We start from the raw sequence: 16,788 nt of genomic DNA on the forward strand, positions 1-16,788 counted from the left end.
ATCTCATGGAAAACAACCTCGAGCCAAAACCCTCTTTGTTTAAAAATTGGCTATCCATCTTAGGTCCCGGCATCATTACCGCCGCCCTGGTTTTCGGGCCCAGCAAAATGACCATCACATCAAAAATGGGTGCAGATTATGGCTTCGCCCTATTATGGGTTGTCGTCGTCGCGATCTTTTTTATGATGGTTTTCACCAATATGGCGGCACGTATCGGCATTGCGAGAGACGAATCTTTACTTACCTTGATTCGCCAGAAATTTGGTAAAACAACCGCCATCATCATTGGCCTCGGAATCTTCCTTGTCGCAACCTGTTTTCAATCCGGAAATGCCACAGGGGTCTCCATTTCTGTTTCGGAAGCAACGGGGACAAACCCTAAAATATGGATCATCGTTTTTAATGTCATCGGCATTTTACTGTTGTTCTTCAAGTCTTTCTATGCGCTACTGGAAAAACTGATGCTAGCACTTATTATCCTTATGCTATTTGCTTTTTTATCCACAGCCATAATGACAAAGACGTCTGCACAGGACTTTTTCTTAGGTTTTATTCCAAGCCTCCCGCCTTTATCAATGGGTTTAATTATTGCTTTCACAGCGTCTTGCTTTTCGATCGTGGGAGCCTTTTATCAAAGTTATCTTGTGCAGTCAAGAAGAAAACTGTCGTCCAACAAGCAGACTTCGGAACGGCAAATAGTCGGGAGCAGAATCGGCATCATTATACTCGGGATCATGAGTGCTGCCGTGATGGTCTGCGCTGCAAATACCCTTCATCCGCAAGGCATCAAATTGAGTTCTGCCGCTGAGATGGGCCGTGCATTGGAACCGCTTTTGGGAAGCTACGCCTCACACCTCTTTTTTATCGGCCTTTTCGGCGCCTCCTTTTCTTCCTTGATCGGCAATGCTGTATTAGGCGGTTCATTACTGGGCGATACCTTTGGCTTCGGCAACAATCTCAATCACCCCAAAGTGAAACTCTTTATTTCTTTGGTCATGATTTTTGGGTCTGCCATCGCACTGATCTTCGGAAATCTCCCCTTGGAGCTTATTGTTTTTGCCCAAAGCATCACCATTTTTCTTGTTCCCTTTATTGGCATTATCCTCTTTCTGATCGCAAACGACAAAGAAATTATGGGTGCGCTCAGAAACAGCCCACTAACAAGGTTATGGGCAATCCTCGGACTTCTCTTACTCGTTTTTCTTGCTTTTAGTAATTTCTATAATTTAATCAAATAATTCAGACATGGACCATAACAATTTAGCGGAATTGGAACAGCAAATACTTGCACCATCATTAGATCTAATTGAAGATATAAAAAAGATACAAGGTGATATTCTTTTCCTAGGTATTGGCGGAAAAATGGGGCCAAGCATGGCAAAACTAGCCATGCGGGCTATTCAAGCTGCAGGAATAGACAAAAAGGTCATTGGTGTTTCGCGTTTTTCAACCAAGGAACTCCAACAGGAACTGGAAGATCTAGGCATAGAGACCATCGCCTGCGACCTGCTGAATGAGGAAGAACTCAAAAAGATTCCGCAGGTTCCGAATGTCATTTACCTCGCAGGACATAAGTTCGGCACCACAGGAAATGAAGATTTCACCTGGGCAATGAACACCTATCTTCCCGGAATGGTAGCTTCTCATTTTCGAGACTCCAACATTGTTGCTTTTTCTTCGGGTAACGTACTGCCCTTTGTGCCGATAAGCAATGGCGGCGTTTCCGAGGAAAGAACGCCCGAGCCTGTCGGTGAATACGCACAATCCTGCTTGGGACGCGAGCGCATATTCGAGTATTTTTCGAAGAAAAATGGTACACCTACCCTGATCTACCGATTGAATTATGCGGTGGATTTTCGCTATGGTGTCCTCGTCGAAATTGCAAAATCGGTCAAAGGGCAGCTCCCAATAGATTTGACAACCGAAAATGTCAATGTCATCTGGCAGGGAGATGCCAACGAAATTGCCTTAAGATCATTATTGCACTGTCAGTCTCCGGCCAAAATACTGAATGTCACGGGGCCCGAAATCCTTTCTACACGATGGATCGCAGAGCGCTTTGCTGAGCATTTCAACACTAGGCCCATCTTTGTGAATGAGCCCGCCGGAACTGCTTTACTAAACAACGCTTCCGAATGCCATCGTTTATTTGGCTACCCGAAGACAACCATACGGGAAGCGATAGACATTACAGCCAAATGGTTGATCCAAGGTGGCGAACTATGGAACAAAGACACGCACTTTCAAGAACGAAAAGGAAAATTCTAATGAAAACTTTAGACAACAAATTACAACAGTTGCTTTGGGAAGGGACGGTCATTCCGGCGCACCCCCTCGCCCTCCATGAGGACCGCAGCATTGACGAAGCGAATCAACGACTCCTGACCCAGTATTACATAGCCAGTGGAGCGGGCGGAATCGCTGTCGCTGTACATTCAACCCAGTTTGAAATCCGGGACCCTGAGATCAATCTTTTTGAAACCGTGTTGCGATGGGCTAGCGAAGAAGTCGATAAAGCTGAGCTCCAACGACCATTTATCAGAATTGCGGGCATCTGCGGCGCCACAGAACAAGCGGTACAGGAGGCAAACACGGCACTTCAATACGGTTATGATATCGGACTTTTGAGTATGGGCGGACTCCAAAGCTGGACTGAAAATGCAATATTAGATCGAGTCAGAGCAATAGCAGCTATTATTCCTGTTTTTGGATTCTATCTTCAACCTGCCGTTGGTGGCCGTATTTTCTCTTATTCCTTTTGGCAGCAGTTTGCCGAAATCGACAACGTCGTCGCCATCAAGTGCGCGTCCTTCAACCGCTACCAGACATTAGACGTTATGCGTGCTATAGCAAACTCCAGCCGGCGAGATCAAATTGCCATGTACACGGGCAATGATGACAATATTGTCAACGATCTGATGAGCGTGTATAATTTCCCCGTAGCTGGAGAAAACGTCTCCATAGAATTTAAAGGTGGCTTACTAGGTCATTGGGCCGTTTGGACGGCAAAGGCCGTTGAGCTCCTTCGGGAAATAAAATCATACAAACAGAACCCCAATAACTTCCACGCGAGCCATCTCCTAAGCAAAGCAATTGCTGTCACAGACAGTAATGCCGCATTTTTTGACCCAGCAAATGCATTCCATGGCTGTATACCAGGCTTACATGAGGTGCTCCGTAGACAAGGTTTGATGAAAGGTATCTGGTGTCTGAACCCCGACGAAAATCTTTCCATCGGACAGCAAGAAGAAATTGATCGTGTATATAAAGACTACCCTGAGTTAAACGACGATGAATTTGTCAAGGAGTTTCTTAAATCTAGATCCCAATAGTCGCTTCCTTTTATAACAATCGGTTCCCTCTCAAAGGTCTCATCACCCGGGCTAGTCATAGCTAACGAGGTGATGGGACCTTCCTTTTTGCTCCAGTTCATATTTTACCAATCAATGACTGACCGGGAGGAATCTCGCGCACAACAAAAGGTTTGATTTTTATAACTTTGCGTCATGACAACTTCTGAAAATATAATTGATTTCTATCAACGGGTATTTCGAGAATCCAATTACCCAATAAGCTCCTCGCCCGAACAAATTTCTCATTTTAACGTATTTTCTCGTGAGCATTGCCCCTTAAAATCACCGTACAATAGAAAAGATTATTTCAAAATATCCCTTATGATCGGCGTGGGTCAACTGCATTATGGCGATCAATGGATCCCTATTGACCGTCCAGCGCTTGTATTTTCAAGTCCGCTTGTTCCCTACTCTTGGGAAACAGACAATCCCGATCAAAAAGGATGGTTCTGTCTTTTTACGCAAAAATTCATTCAGGAGGACAAACATTACAACCACAACATCCTCGAAAGCCATTTTTTCAATCCGAGTGGTAGCCCCGTCTATTTCTTAACGGACGAACAGGTCGATCTTTTCGATCACATTTTTCAGCGCATCAATGCGGAACTGCTATCTGATTTTTCGTTCAAATATGAAATTATCCGGAATCAGTTGCAGTTACTCGTTTTAGAAACATTAAAACTAGCGCCAAATGAGGGAATATCACCTTACCAAAACGCCAATCAGCGTATTTCACATCTTTTCTTAGAGCTACTGGAACGCCAATTTCCGATTGACACCGAAAATTTGCTTCGTTTTAAAAATGCAACGGATTATGCACAGCAGCTCAATATCCATGTCAATTCGCTAAACAGGGCTTTGAAACAAAATACAGGAAAAACCACCCAAGAACTCATCGCGCTACGCATCACACAGGAAGCAAAAGCCCTCCTCCAACATAGCAGCTGGAATATCAATGAAATCGCTTATGCCCTGGGTTTTGAGGAACCCGCAAACTTCAGTAATTATTTCAAAAAGCATGCGGGCATACCGCCTTTAGCTTTTCGCAACAGGCCTGTTTGATTTTCACAATAATTTGTTTGAATTCTATATCTTTCGAAACAGGCAATGAAGCTACTTTTGTCCACATCATATTTAGCAGGTCAAAGAGAAAAAAGTGGCTGGCTGCATGAACGTCCATAGAGACGCGAAATTTAAAAAATTAAAGGATGGAAAAAAACACTAAACCACAGCAATCTTTTATCCCGACGATACTAGCATTTGCACTTGTCCCGATTACGGGACTTGCGACCGATATTTATCTTCCGTCGATGCCACAAATGGCTCAGGAGCTTGGCTTGAATGAAAGCAAAATCCAGCTAACCCTTTCGCTTTTTCTAATCAGCTATGGTGTTGCTCAGTTCTTTACAGGAGCGTTGGTTGACGCTTGGGGAAGATATCGCATCAACCTGATATCACTTTTCCTTTTCATTGTCAGTTTCTGGATTACAGCAAGCACGCAAGATATTTGGGTTATTTACCTGATGCGTATTCTACAGGGCATCTTATCGGCATTCGTGGTCATCTCAAAAAGAGCCTATTTTGTGGATGTCTACGAAGGTGAACAGCGCAAGCACTACCTCAGCATTATGACCATCGTCTGGTCGATCGGTCCGATTGTCGCTCCTTTTATTGGCGGCTACCTTCAGACACAATTTGGTTGGCGTTCTAACTTTATGGTTCTGACCGTTTACAGTGCTGTACTTTTCATCCTTGAACTGATCTTTTCTGGCGAAACAATCAAACAGAAGAAACCTCTCCATATCAACTACCTGATTGGTGAATTTAAAATGATGCTTAAAAGCAATGATTTTACCTTCGGTATAGTCATGTGCGGTATATCCTACGGTCTTGTCATGTTCTACAACCTCAGCGGTCCCTTTTTTATTGAACACCAGCTGGGCTATAGCGCAATCACAACCGGTTATACCTCGCTAATTATGGGCTTAGCTTGGATGTGTGGTGGTTTTATTGGTAAAGCCCTTATTAAAAGAGCCTTGGTTCCGAAGTTGAGAATCGCCAACTTCATTCAGATCAGCCTGATTGTATGTATGCTCTTGGTTTCACCTTACCTGTCAAATCTCTATACATTGACATTTTTCGCATTTGCTGTACATTGTACAGCAGGATTTATTTTTAACAATTATTTCAGCTACTGTTTAGGGAGGTTTCCATTGTCGGCAGGTATCGCCGGCGGATTGGTTGGCGGAATTACCTACCTGCTGACCTCTTCACTCAGTTACATCACGGTAAGCTTGGTAAACCCTTCTTCGCAGTTTCAGATTGGATTAGGTTATGGCATATTTGCGCTGTTGGGATTGACCACTTTATACGTTATTCATAAGTTGGTCAAAAGCGTATAAGCTATGGGCAGGTTCTTTCAGCGACAGGGCAATATTAACCTGTAGCTGGACAGCTACAAAACTATACTTAAAAGTTGAATTATTTTTAAAATAGTATTAAAAACAACTATATTTGTTGCATCATAATTTAGGTTTATAATTGGTTATTGAAGGTTTTCATTCTCCCCGTCTGAAAACCTTTTTTTTTGACCGAAAAAAAATTCAGTCTGCTGTCCTCGCTGCTGCTGACCAAATCACGAAAACCCTTGCTTATTTTTCTAAATTGCTACTTTCCTTTACACCGAATTTTTCAACATAGGTACGTGGACTCTCCTTATAGAATTTCTTAAATGATTTGCTAAAATACTTTGGATCATTGAACCCGACCTGATAAGCCACCTCGCTGATACTCAAACCTGTATCGTTCACCAAAATATAGGCTGCTTTCTTGAGACGGACCATATTAATAAATTCAACCAGATTCAGTCCCGTTTGCTGCTTAATCTTGCGGTACAAAACAGAGCGGCTCACACCGATGGCTTTTGTAAGATCAAGCACGCCAAAATCTTCGCAGCCCAGATTTTCTTCAACAATCTTCAACACCTGATCCAAGAAACGGGTTCTTTCGGGCAGATCTGTTCCCTGCGCTCCAAGAAGATAATGCTGTACAAATTTTTCCTCCAACCTTTTCCGCGTCTGTAAGATGTTAGAAATTTTCTGAATGAGGTGCGGCATACTGAAGGGCTTGGTAATGTAATCATCTGTACCGATTTCAAATGCCTCTGTGATATAAGGATCAGCTGTGCGGGCTGTCAAAAGAATCACCGGAATATGATTTGAACTGCTATCATTTTTAATCTGCTGCAAAAGTGTGATTCCGTCACAGTTGGGCATCGTTACATCCGAAATGATAATATCGGGCTGTTTTGTTTGCACCAATTCCAAGGCCTCAATACCATCGTTGGCTTCCAAAACAATATATTTTTTTCGTAAATTTTCACATAGAAAACAACGTAGCTCCACATTGTCCTCGGCAACAAGTATGATGGGTTTATCTTCCTCCGCCGCAGGACGCTCAATTGCTGTTTTTGTAGTATCCACATAGGGCATACCGGCATCTGCTGGGTCAGCGCATATCATCCCTGGAGTATCCGTTAAGACCTGTAGCTCTTCGATGACGACAGCGCTCTGGGGCAGGCTGATCCGAAATACCGTATTGTAGTCTGTCGTTTCCTGTGCCATATTGCTTTCAACAGTGAGTTTCCCGCCGTGCAACTGGACAATGGAACGGCAAAGTGCCAAACCTATTCCACCATTGGTAGCCGACAAGCCTTTTGTATTGGCCTGATAAAATTGTTCAAATACAAAAGGAATATCTTTGGGTGGGATTCCACGCCCGGAATCCCAAACGGAAACAAGCAATTTCTCCAACTCACCTTCCACTTCTAGCTCAACCTGTATCTTTATTTTACCCCCCTTATCCGTAAATTTAAACGCATTATAAATCAAATTGACAAGGACTTTTTCAAATTGTTCCGGATCGAAACCTGCAACGTAATTAGGGCTTACCTTATTATCCAGAAAAAACTGAATATTATTTTTTTCGGCAATAAAGTGAAAATTCTGGCGAATGTTTTCCAAATACGTAGCAAGATGAACCTTTTGGCAAAACAATTTCATCTTTCCGCCTTCATGTTTTCTGAAATCAAGCAGCTGATTGACCAGATTCATCAACCGATCGGCATTTCTCGTCGCATAACCAAGGTGCTCCTGTGCATACGCTGAAAGCGATCGGTCGCCTTTTAATTGATTTAACGGCCCGATAATTAATGACAATGGCGTACGGAATTCATGGGAGATATTGGTAAAGAAATTCAGTTTTGCTTCATGGAGCTCCTCCTGTTTTTCCGAATCTATTTGCCGAATCAAAAGGTCCTGTTTCAATTTATTCCGGCCGAGGAAAAATCGGATAATCAAAAAACCGGCCGCAGCAAAAAGAAGAAAATAGCCGCTATAGGCCCACCATGTCTTCCAGGGTGCTGGCAGCACTTTAATCTTCAAAACCGTTGCCTTTTCGTTCCATACCCCATCGTTGTTAGCCCCCTTTACCCAAAGCTCGTAGGTACCAGGGTCTAAATTGGTATACGTAGCCACGCGATTGCTCACATAATTCCAGTCTTGATCAAAACCTTTCAGATAATACGCGTATTGATTTTTCTCCGGATGGACATAATTCAACACACTGAATTCGAGACTAAAAACATTTTGATTGTGATCAAGTATCAATTCATCCATCATGGATATATCTTTGGGAATAACAGCATCAATACCTGGGAGAACTGTTTTATTGAATAATTTCAGCTCTGTAAACTGAATGGGGGGAATATAATTATTGACACTTAAACTATCCGGATTAAATAGGGTGAAGCCGGAGAAACTTCCAAAGGCAAGTTTTCCGTCCCGCAACATTGCTGCTGCATTTTGAATATATTCGTTGCCAGGAAGACCATCGGTCTTCGTATAGGTGCGTACATGACCCGATAGGGGGTCGAAACAAGAAATCCCTGTATTTGTACTCAACCACAATTTGTTTTTCAGATCGCTCAGCATCGCAAAAACATTGTTGATCGGCAATCCATTTCGTTCATTGAACCTTTTGAATGCTTTCTTCTCCGGAAGATAGCGATTGAGCCCACCCATATAGGTACCGATCCAAATCTGTCCTTTTCGATCTTCATGGATACTCACAATATCATTTCCGCTAATTGAAAGAGAATCTTTCTTGTCATTTAGAAAGGAGACAAATTTATCGGTACCGGCTATTTTTAGATTTAACCCATTGGAAGTACCGATCCATAGATTACCTTTTGAATCCTCTAGCAAAGCACGCACCATATTGGAGCTCAATTGCTTTCCTGCAACATCAAATGTCTGGAAAGATCCCACTTTCTGGTTTTTACGAAGCACCTGTAGTCCGCCACCGAACGTGCCAATCCAAATATCGCCATTGCGATCCTCTAAGATTGCATAGACATTATTGTTTGCCAGGCCATTACTTACATTGGGATCGAAACGAAAATGTTCATAGCCTTGTTGCCCCTTTCGTCTTAAATTCAATCCACCGTCATAGGTACCTACCCATAAGTTCCCTCCCTTATCTAGACAAATGGACTTCACATTGTTATGACTTAGGCCATTCAGGTTATTTTTATCGTGACGTTCACTAAAAAACGAATTCGTACGCCGATTAAAATAATTCAATCCTCCACCCTCAGTTCCAATTACAAGTTCTCCCATTCCATTTTCAACAAAAGCGCTCACCACATTGTAACTTAAGCTATTTCGTTTAGCTTGATGGGTAAAATTCTGAAAATTGGGAATATCCTTGTCATAGATATTGACCCCTCCAAAATAGGTTCCGATCCAAATAGATCCCCTCTTATCCTGAAATATAGGACGAATGGAATTATTGCTTAAGCTATTGGGATTTCCATCGTCTGCCTGAATAAAAAGCAGTTTTCCATTTTGATAAACATATAGGCCATTGAATGTTCCGATCCAAATCTTTCCATCAACTGTTTTTTTTAAGGACCGTACATCTTGACTGGCCAAACCTGTATGATTGCCCGCTTCAGTTAACGAGGATATTTCGCCTGTATGCTCATTGATAATCCGAATCCCATTATATTTCGTGCCTACCCAGAATATACCTGGACTAACCTCCAATACGGCCTGAAACCGTTGATTAACTTTATTATCTACTGATTTCTCTTTGAAGTAAGTCCGTAGAACCTTTAAACTATTTCCATCTTTCGATGCGGCCTGCATGAGTACAATGGCATCATCAGTACAAAACCACAATCGCTTTCTGCGATCCTCATACACGGTTCGAAAATTACGATAGTATTCTTTTCCCTGGCTTCTTTCAACGGTAATCTCATTGAAGACCAATTCCGCTTCGAGATGCCGGCCCTCTTTAATCTTATACAAGCCTATATTTGTCGCAATCCAAATCTTGCCCTTGGAATCCTGAAAAATCTGATGAACGTTGACATCCATTTTTCCACTGCTACTCTCCACAGTAGGTAAGGGTATACGGATGAAATTGTCTGACGCACGATTGTATAAATTCAGTCCTGTCATTGTCCCTATCCAAAGCCGCCTTTTGTTATCTTCCGTAATCGCTTGAATAAAGTTGTGCTCTAAGGAAAGGCTATCTTGTGGATTGCTGCGGTAAATCGTAAACTTTCGAGCGTCGTACTTATTTAAGCCATCACGGGTACCGATCCACATAAAACCCAAATAATCTTGAGCAATAGCGAAAACGCTGCCCTGAGACAAACCTTCATTGACATCCAAGTGTAAAAAACGATAGTTTTTTTCCTGCGCATGCAAAACAGAAATTAACGCTAAAGCACAGCAAAAACAGCGCACAAAAACACGTAGTGGCATCATAAGGTATATAATTGAAATGGATGATAAAAATAATCATTCCATTGAATAAACACGAACAAGAATCACTTTAATCGATCTTTTAATTGTTGCTCATAAAGCGAGCCGATCGACATTATCCGGTTTTGATTTTCCCAATAACCAGCGTTTCTATTTTTCAGTCTTCCTGCTACTTTTTCTCCCTTTACGCCTATGGCAAAATTTTGCCCAGAAGTCCAGGGCTGTTGTACTGCAGCACTTTTGACCGTACAATTCCATAAGACTTGTGTCACCCCAGCCCAACCGTGTCCACTCCCCCAGTTACCCCGATCCTGCACATTAATTTCACCATCCGTTACGATTTGATCGTATAAGGTTCCAACAGCCCATCGATGATGTGGACCAATATCCGCATGTGTTCGTTCCGCGCTAGAAAGGCTAAAAACGTTCGGACCGAGGGTCCTGGCCCCTGTTACGTAATCATGACGACCTTCCGTCGTATAAAGTTCTTTAAATAAATTAAGCTGACCGTCATTATTGAACGAATACCTCCGCCCGCCTGTAATTTGAGATTTTCCATCCAGACACCGCGACTTCATTACTGTAATCTGTTTGGCAAAAGCACCAAGACTCACCGCCGCATAGCCAAAATAACGCGCGGTGATATTGCGCACCCAACCATTCGTTATTTTATCCATATCAATTGCAATCCAGCCGTGATTTTCGTCCGTATCACTTACAAAATCAGACTCGAACCGTATATTTTCGATCCCAACTTCACTTATACGCCCGTCGAAGGTGTAGGGAATGACGGCCACTTTTGCGTACCTCGGATCAATCGCCATCACCAGGGGATTATCAAAAAATACAGAGTCACCTCGAATGGCTAAAATAGTACGTTCAAAATTTAGCTTGTATTCCCGCGCTGTCCACTGTTTCGTCCCTTCTCTTTTTTCAATCTGGTTCATTCGAAGCGCTTCAATCCAGGCATCGTTCATTTCATACGAGAGGAGGACCTGCTCGCCCACTCTCCATTCCTTCGGACGATCGACCAGAACATAGTTAGCCCCTACAGGTCCATAGCCAGGCTTAACAAACTGTTGTCTAGCCTGATCCACTGTATAATTACCCGTACCGGAAACTTTCAATAAGCTCCGTTGGTGCTGGCCTGCTGCTTTAAGCAGGGTTTGTCCTTCGGCATCCCCCTCACCTCTCAACACCACACCGCTGGCATGAATTTCCAAACTCCCAGGTATAGTGTACAGGCCTTTTTTTAACAAAACAGCACCTCTATAACCGTTTTTATCAGGTGGTTTTGCTGCTACGGCATCGATAGCCTGCTGTATAATTTGCTGATCATCGCCATTTATGCTGGGTTTTACCGTAACCACGACAGGAACATTGGGCAGCTTTTGATCACATTGATGATAGCCCACATGGCTAAAGTCGGGGATGACGTTTCCCTGTGCATCCGGAAAATAGATCAATTGTCCCGCTGGATTTTTCCGGACCAGATCCGATTGCACTTTTCCGGACTGCAGCTCTTCTTGTCGATGCAGTGCTTCCAAGAAATAATAATCGGCATAACTCAAAGGTTTATCCACTTCGGTATTGGAAGGTTTCGATCCCGTACTGTGTAATAATATAAAACCGCGATTTTTATTTGGTGGCGACATGTAATGGTCTATCAGGTTAGCCAATATGGTCTGTGCTTTTGCACGATAATCTTTTCCTTGGTTGCTATACGTGCTTAATTCCAACAGCCCCGATGCGATGACTGTCGCTGCCGACACATCCCGTGGTTCATTTGGTATATGAGGTGCATCGAAATCCCAATAAGGGATCAAGTCTTTCGGCATATTAGGATGTGTAAACAGCCAATGTGCAACTTTTTCGGCTTGCTGCAAATATTTCGGATCGCCGGTTTCTCTGTAACACATCGTATAGCCATACAGTGCCCAGGCTTCACCCCGCGACCAGGTCGATTCGTCACTTAAGCCCTGATGGGTGTTTTTATGCTGCACTGCTCCTGTTTTCGGGTTGTAGTCTATCACATGATAGGTACTGTAATCCGGTCTAAAATGATTTTTTAGCGTTGTGTTGGCGTGGCTCACCGCGATCTGATAATAAGTAGAGTCTCCAGTGAGTTTGGTTGCTTCAAACAGCAATTCTAGATTGAGCATGTTATCAATGATAACCGGAAAGTCCCAGCGGTGGCTATTGTGGTCCCACGAACGTATACAGCCGACTGTTGGATTGAAGCGGGTTGCCAGCGTTTTGGCTGCCTGTACAAGCACCTCCCGGTACAGTGGATTTGCAGTTAATCGATAACCATTTCCAACACTACAGTAGATCTTAAAGCCCATATCATGGGTCTTACCATTAAATTGCTCCGCTTCGATCGACCTTGTTGTTTCTGAAGCGAGATCCTTCCATTGTTGTTTTCCCGACTTTTCGTAGAGAAACCATAGGACGCCAGGAAAAAAACCACTGGTCCAGTCCCCCCTTTTCACGGCAACCAGTTCGTTATCTGTGGAAAGCGTACGTGGCGAAACCAAGGATGAATCCTTTTTTTTCAAGAGCTGCAATTCTTTATAAAGTAGTTGAGCTTGTTGATCTGCAAGGCCCCACGCTTTTTGCAGCTGCCTGGTACTCTGTGCCTCAACGTGTTGAAAAGCGCACAGAATTCCCGTCAAAAATAGTGCTTTGGCAATGGATGGCCTTTTTAAATTTCGAAAGCGCAAAAAGAGGGTATATCTTCGCAAAGACGTCGCATTAACATTCATGTTATCTGTAGGTTTTTAAGGTGAAATGGTTAAGTTATTTTATAAAGAGCCAGGAAAATCAAAGCCATATAATCGGGTTGCGAATGGGCAAATTTCGAACAACCTCTTCTTGTTCAGGTGCATGATCAAGCTTTTTCCAAAGCTGCAGATAGTCTTTATTCTGGTAAGCTTCTGCCGAAAATACGAGTGCCGGATGCGCAACTGGCCACTGATCCCAATACATGACATCTTTCGGATACGGCCATTTTTCTTTATCTGCAATATAAGGGACCATAAAATCAACACCCGTTTTTATTGTCCGCCCATCTGACAATGTATACTGCCAAAGGGAGGTGTTGGTCTTGGACAAAATCTGGCAGATCATGGTCATCGCATCCAGATTAAACAACGCGTATCCATAAGGTTTTGTCCGCTGCAATTCTCTCGGAAAACTGCCATTAGACTCCATTTGATTCGGCAATAACACGTGCGCATAGCGATCTGCACATCTGTTGAGTAATACCGTGTCTTGCACCAAACTCGAAAATGCAGCGACCTGCACCACCCAACAGGTACCATGGTTATTGGCAGCATTCATTTCATCGATTCCATATTGATGCGTTGTAAGCCAGCGTAAATAGATTGCAAACCAGCGATGTATGGCATCCTTAGCAGCCTGTGGAAAATTGGGGTCGTTTTCAAATATCTTTACGCCCTGTGCAACTTCCATCAGATGAATGGTATCAATAATGCCTATTCCTCGCCCTGTAAAACGCCCTTGTATAGCCTGAGCATAAAGAAGATTCGGATTCATCATCGTCTCTGCATCCACGAACCAAGCCTTTAAATGGCGAAGGGCCTGCTGTACGTATTTTTTATCTGGATTCAAACGATAGGCTGAGGCCAGTGCCCCCACGATTCGGCTGAAGCGGATCATCGCTTTACGATGTTCAACGAAATTGGCTGGATTAGTCATCCCATCCCGTTGAATATAGGGCGCAGCGGGATCTTTGGGATCGGGCCACCAATAATCGCCTTCAGAATAAAAATCATGAATACCCCCGGTACTCCGAACTGCCTTATAAGCTGTCACAGTCAATGGTTTCTGCTTCATCGCCCACTTGGACTGCTTTAGGATAACAGGGCGCAGCGTCTGGATGATCTCCTGCTCAAAAATACCTTCCTTCATTTTTGCCCTCAAGAATAAAGGGAAAATTGCGATCCCAAGGAGACAGCCCATGACGCGAACAATTGATGTAAATTTCATTTTTCCTGGATTTTGAATTACATTGGAACAATACGGTACCGTTTACCTTTTATGGTCTCAAATTGAACTTCAAACGTTTTTGGACCAGCTAAAAGGGGCAGTTTGGAAGAATCCGCTACCGTATACGGAAGTTGTTCCGGTTTATATAATAGCGCATTGTCTGTGACAGCTGCCTGATTTGATTCGACACCGACAACTTTAACGGGTAAAGGTGTACGCAAACGACAAACACCACCAATATTGGACACGATCATTGCTTCGGTCAATACGTTATTTTTCCAGGCAATATCTACGGTAAAGTTTCCCCTGGCCTTAATTCCTTTTATCGTCCCAGCAGACCATTCATCAGGTAGGGCCGGTAACAAGTGGACGGCTCCATCATGACTCTGCAGCAACATTTCAGTCATTCCCGCCGTAGCACCAAAATTCCCATCTATTTGAAAAGGTGGATGTGCATCAAATAGATTCGGATAGGCTCCGCCACCGCTCATCTGCGCACGGTCCAATTTGGGATCAATAAAATTTAAGGCATCCTTGAGGATTTTATAGGCATGATTTCCATCCTGAAGCCTCGCCCACCAATTTGTCTTCCAGGCCATCGACCAGCCGGTACTCACATCGCCCCTTAAAAGCAATGAACGCTTGGAGGCCGCAGCCAAAGCCTTGTTTTCTGCAAGGCTGATCTGATTGCCCGGGTATAATCCAAATAGGTGGGAAATATGCCGATGCTGGTCCTTTGGATCATCCCAATCTTTAAACCATTCCTGCAATTGTCCATATTGCCCCACCTGATAGGGATAAAGCTTTTCCTTCGCTTGTTCTAGTGCTGATTTAAATTCAGAATCAACGTTCAGTATAGTACAGGAGTGAATAACAGCTGTGAAAAGCTCCCGAATGATCGCCATGTCCATGGTAGAGGCCATGGTCAATTGATATTCCTTACCTGCTATTTTAATTGTATTTTCAGGTGAAGTGGACGGATTGGTGACGAGATATTTATTTCCGGAATCCGCAATCAGCCATTGCAACATAAATTGGGCAGCCCCTTTCATCAAGGGGTAGGCCTTCTCCTTCAAGAACGTTTTGTCACCCGTAAAACGGTAGTGTTCCCATAGATGTGTGCTCAACCAGGCACCGGCCATAGGCCATGCCGACCAGCGCGGCATTCCTTTGGGATCCCAATCGTAGCCGCCCGGAGGGGAAGTTTTGGCCCATAGATCGGAATTATGATGAACAACCCAGCCCTTATCGATATTGTAATTTATCGATGCTGTTTTGGCCCCATTGATAGCCAGCTCATCCATAAAATCAAACAAGGGTTGATGACATTCTGCAAGATTGGTATTTTCCGCAAGCCAATAATTCATTTCTGTATTGATATTGGTCGTGTAATTACTTCCCCAGGGCGGCTGCACATGATCATTCCAAATCCCCTGTAAATTGGCGGGTCTCCCCCCTTCTCTGGAACTGGCAATCAACAAGTACCGTCCAAAATGATAATACAGTGTCAGCAGCCCCAAATCGGCCGGTCCTTTGGAAAACTGTATGATACGTTGATCTGTAGGCAATTTATCATGCGCAGAGGTACCAGCCAGCTCAAAGGCTACTCGATTGAATAGTGCTTGATAATCTTTTTGATGATCGGAGAGTATGGTCTGAAAATTCTTTTTGGAGACATTATTCATGCGGTTTTTTGCGAGCAGCGTGGCATCTTTACCTTCCTGACTCGGCGACTTATCAAAACCGTTAAAGCTTGTCGCTTCCGTCAAAAATAAAATCACCTCATCGGCGCCTATGATCTTAAGCTTATCCCCCTCTTTTTTTACCACACCACCGATATTCTTTACGCTTACCTGCATCGCAAAAGCCATCCCTTTTCCGCCAATAATGTCGTACACGATTTGTTGGGGTTCATAATCCCTATTGGCGACAAAACTTGGTGCTTTACCCTGCAAGGTCAGCTGATTATTCCCTTGCGCTGAAACACTGTATTTTAGCTTACTGGTTAAGGAAAGGTCGAATGTAATTGATTTTTTCTTGTCGGCCTTCAGTCGAACAACCAATGCTTTATCCGGAAAGCTGACAAAACTTTCTCTTAGGTATTGAACACCTTGATAGGAATAACTGACCAGATTGATCGCTCGCTCCAGATCCAGCTCCCGTTTGTAATCTTTTATCTTTTTTTCGTCCTGGTGAAAATCCAACCATAAATCGCCCATAGGTAAATACCGGGCAGAATAAGGTCCTTGCATTTTCTTCCAAAGAACTGCTGCCTCTTCATATTTTCCAGCAAAGATGGCTTGGCGCACCTGGGGTAAAACCTGCGGGCCGTTTGCATTATTGCCCGCATCGGGTTCACCCGACCATAGGGTATTATCGTTAATTTGAAACCTATCTTTACTTAGCCCACCAAAGACCATCGCTCCTGTAGTGCCATTGCCTAGCGGTAGTGCCTCCTCCCAGAGCGCGGCCGGTTGATCATACCAAAGCTTGAGCTGCGGCGAATTGCCTTGTGCACGGCATGGCGCAAGCGACCCCATAAGGCCGAGCAGTAAAAAGAAGTTCAAATGATTCGTTGCTTTTAACATCTT

At 43.6% G+C, this 16,788-nt stretch carries 9 protein-coding genes; 5 read left to right on the plus strand and 4 right to left on the minus strand.

From position 1 onward, the window contains the following. Positions 1-5: 5 nt before the first annotated feature. The 5 genes from B3P16_RS22005 (at position 6) to B3P16_RS22025 (ending at position 5,755) form a co-directional block, all read left to right on the plus strand. The gene (locus B3P16_RS22005; RefSeq protein WP_115048013.1) at positions 6-1,238 is read left to right on the plus strand and encodes an Nramp family divalent metal transporter; all 1,233 of its coding nucleotides are present in this window, start codon (positions 6-8) and stop codon (positions 1,236-1,238) included. Between the two features lie 7 nt (positions 1,239-1,245). Next, positions 1,246-2,268, plus strand: coding sequence for an NAD-dependent epimerase/dehydratase family protein (locus B3P16_RS22010; RefSeq protein WP_115048011.1), 1,023 nt, complete (start codon positions 1,246-1,248; stop codon positions 2,266-2,268). Next, positions 2,268-3,332 (plus strand): dihydrodipicolinate synthase family protein, encoded by a 1,065-nt coding sequence (locus B3P16_RS22015; RefSeq protein ID WP_286801552.1) that lies wholly within the window; start codon positions 2,268-2,270, stop codon positions 3,330-3,332. The genes B3P16_RS22010 and B3P16_RS22015 overlap by 1 nt, the downstream gene beginning before the upstream one ends. Before the next feature lie 174 nt (positions 3,333-3,506). Beyond that, positions 3,507-4,415, plus strand: a complete 909-nt coding sequence (locus B3P16_RS22020) for a helix-turn-helix domain-containing protein (RefSeq protein WP_286844325.1) — start codon at positions 3,507-3,509, stop codon at positions 4,413-4,415. Between the two features lie 146 nt (positions 4,416-4,561). Continuing rightward, positions 4,562-5,755: an MFS transporter gene (locus tag B3P16_RS22025; RefSeq protein WP_286844326.1), complete on the plus strand. Its 1,194-nt coding sequence runs from the start codon at positions 4,562-4,564 to the stop codon at positions 5,753-5,755. A gap of 249 nt (positions 5,756-6,004) precedes the next feature. Here the strand turns inward: B3P16_RS22025 and B3P16_RS22030 are convergent, their stop codons facing one another. From B3P16_RS22030 to B3P16_RS22045, 4 genes are all read right to left on the minus strand, one after another. Further along, entirely contained in the window at positions 6,005-10,189 is a 4,185-nt protein-coding gene (locus tag B3P16_RS22030) for a hybrid sensor histidine kinase/response regulator transcription factor (protein WP_286844328.1), read from the minus strand. A 62-nt stretch (positions 10,190-10,251) separates the two neighbouring features. Beyond that, entirely contained in the window at positions 10,252-12,951 is a 2,700-nt protein-coding gene (locus B3P16_RS24285; protein WP_313159087.1) for a glycoside hydrolase family 88 protein, read from the minus strand. A gap of 58 nt (positions 12,952-13,009) precedes the next feature. Continuing rightward, positions 13,010-14,197 carry an alginate lyase family protein gene (locus B3P16_RS22040; RefSeq protein WP_286844330.1) on the minus strand — a complete coding sequence of 396 codons (1,188 nt, stop codon included), beginning with the start codon at positions 14,195-14,197 and terminating at the stop codon, positions 13,010-13,012. A 17-nt stretch (positions 14,198-14,214) separates the two neighbouring features. After that, entirely contained in the window at positions 14,215-16,785 is a 2,571-nt protein-coding gene (locus B3P16_RS22045) for a glycoside hydrolase family 95 protein (RefSeq protein WP_286844331.1), read from the minus strand. Between the last annotated feature and the right edge of the window lie 3 nt (positions 16,786-16,788).

This window comes from Sphingobacterium sp. UBA7631 (genome assembly GCF_002483935.1).
GTDB lineage: Bacteria > Bacteroidota > Bacteroidia > Sphingobacteriales > Sphingobacteriaceae > Sphingobacterium > Sphingobacterium multivorum.

What these genes read in the sequence shown, in the direction of transcription:
- B3P16_RS22005 (WP_115048013.1), top strand. Translation starts at nt 6, where the DNA reads ATGGAAAACAACCTCGAGCCAAAACCCTCTTTGTTTAAAAATTGGCTA.
- B3P16_RS22010 (WP_115048011.1), top strand. Translation starts at nt 1,246, where the DNA reads ATGGACCATAACAATTTAGCGGAATTGGAACAGCAAATACTTGCACCA.
- B3P16_RS22015 (WP_286801552.1), top strand. Translation starts at nt 2,268, where the DNA reads ATGAAAACTTTAGACAACAAATTACAACAGTTGCTTTGGGAAGGGACG.
- B3P16_RS22020 (WP_286844325.1), top strand. Translation starts at nt 3,507, where the DNA reads ATGACAACTTCTGAAAATATAATTGATTTCTATCAACGGGTATTTCGA.
- B3P16_RS22025 (WP_286844326.1), top strand. Translation starts at nt 4,562, where the DNA reads ATGGAAAAAAACACTAAACCACAGCAATCTTTTATCCCGACGATACTA.
- B3P16_RS22030 (WP_286844328.1), bottom strand. Translation starts at nt 10,189, where the DNA reads ATGATGCCACTACGTGTTTTTGTGCGCTGTTTTTGCTGTGCTTTAGCG.
- B3P16_RS24285 (WP_313159087.1), bottom strand. Translation starts at nt 12,951, where the DNA reads ATGAATGTTAATGCGACGTCTTTGCGAAGATATACCCTCTTTTTGCGC.
- B3P16_RS22040 (WP_286844330.1), bottom strand. Translation starts at nt 14,197, where the DNA reads ATGAAATTTACATCAATTGTTCGCGTCATGGGCTGTCTCCTTGGGATC.
- B3P16_RS22045 (WP_286844331.1), bottom strand. Translation starts at nt 16,785, where the DNA reads ATGTTAAAAGCAACGAATCATTTGAACTTCTTTTTACTGCTCGGCCTT.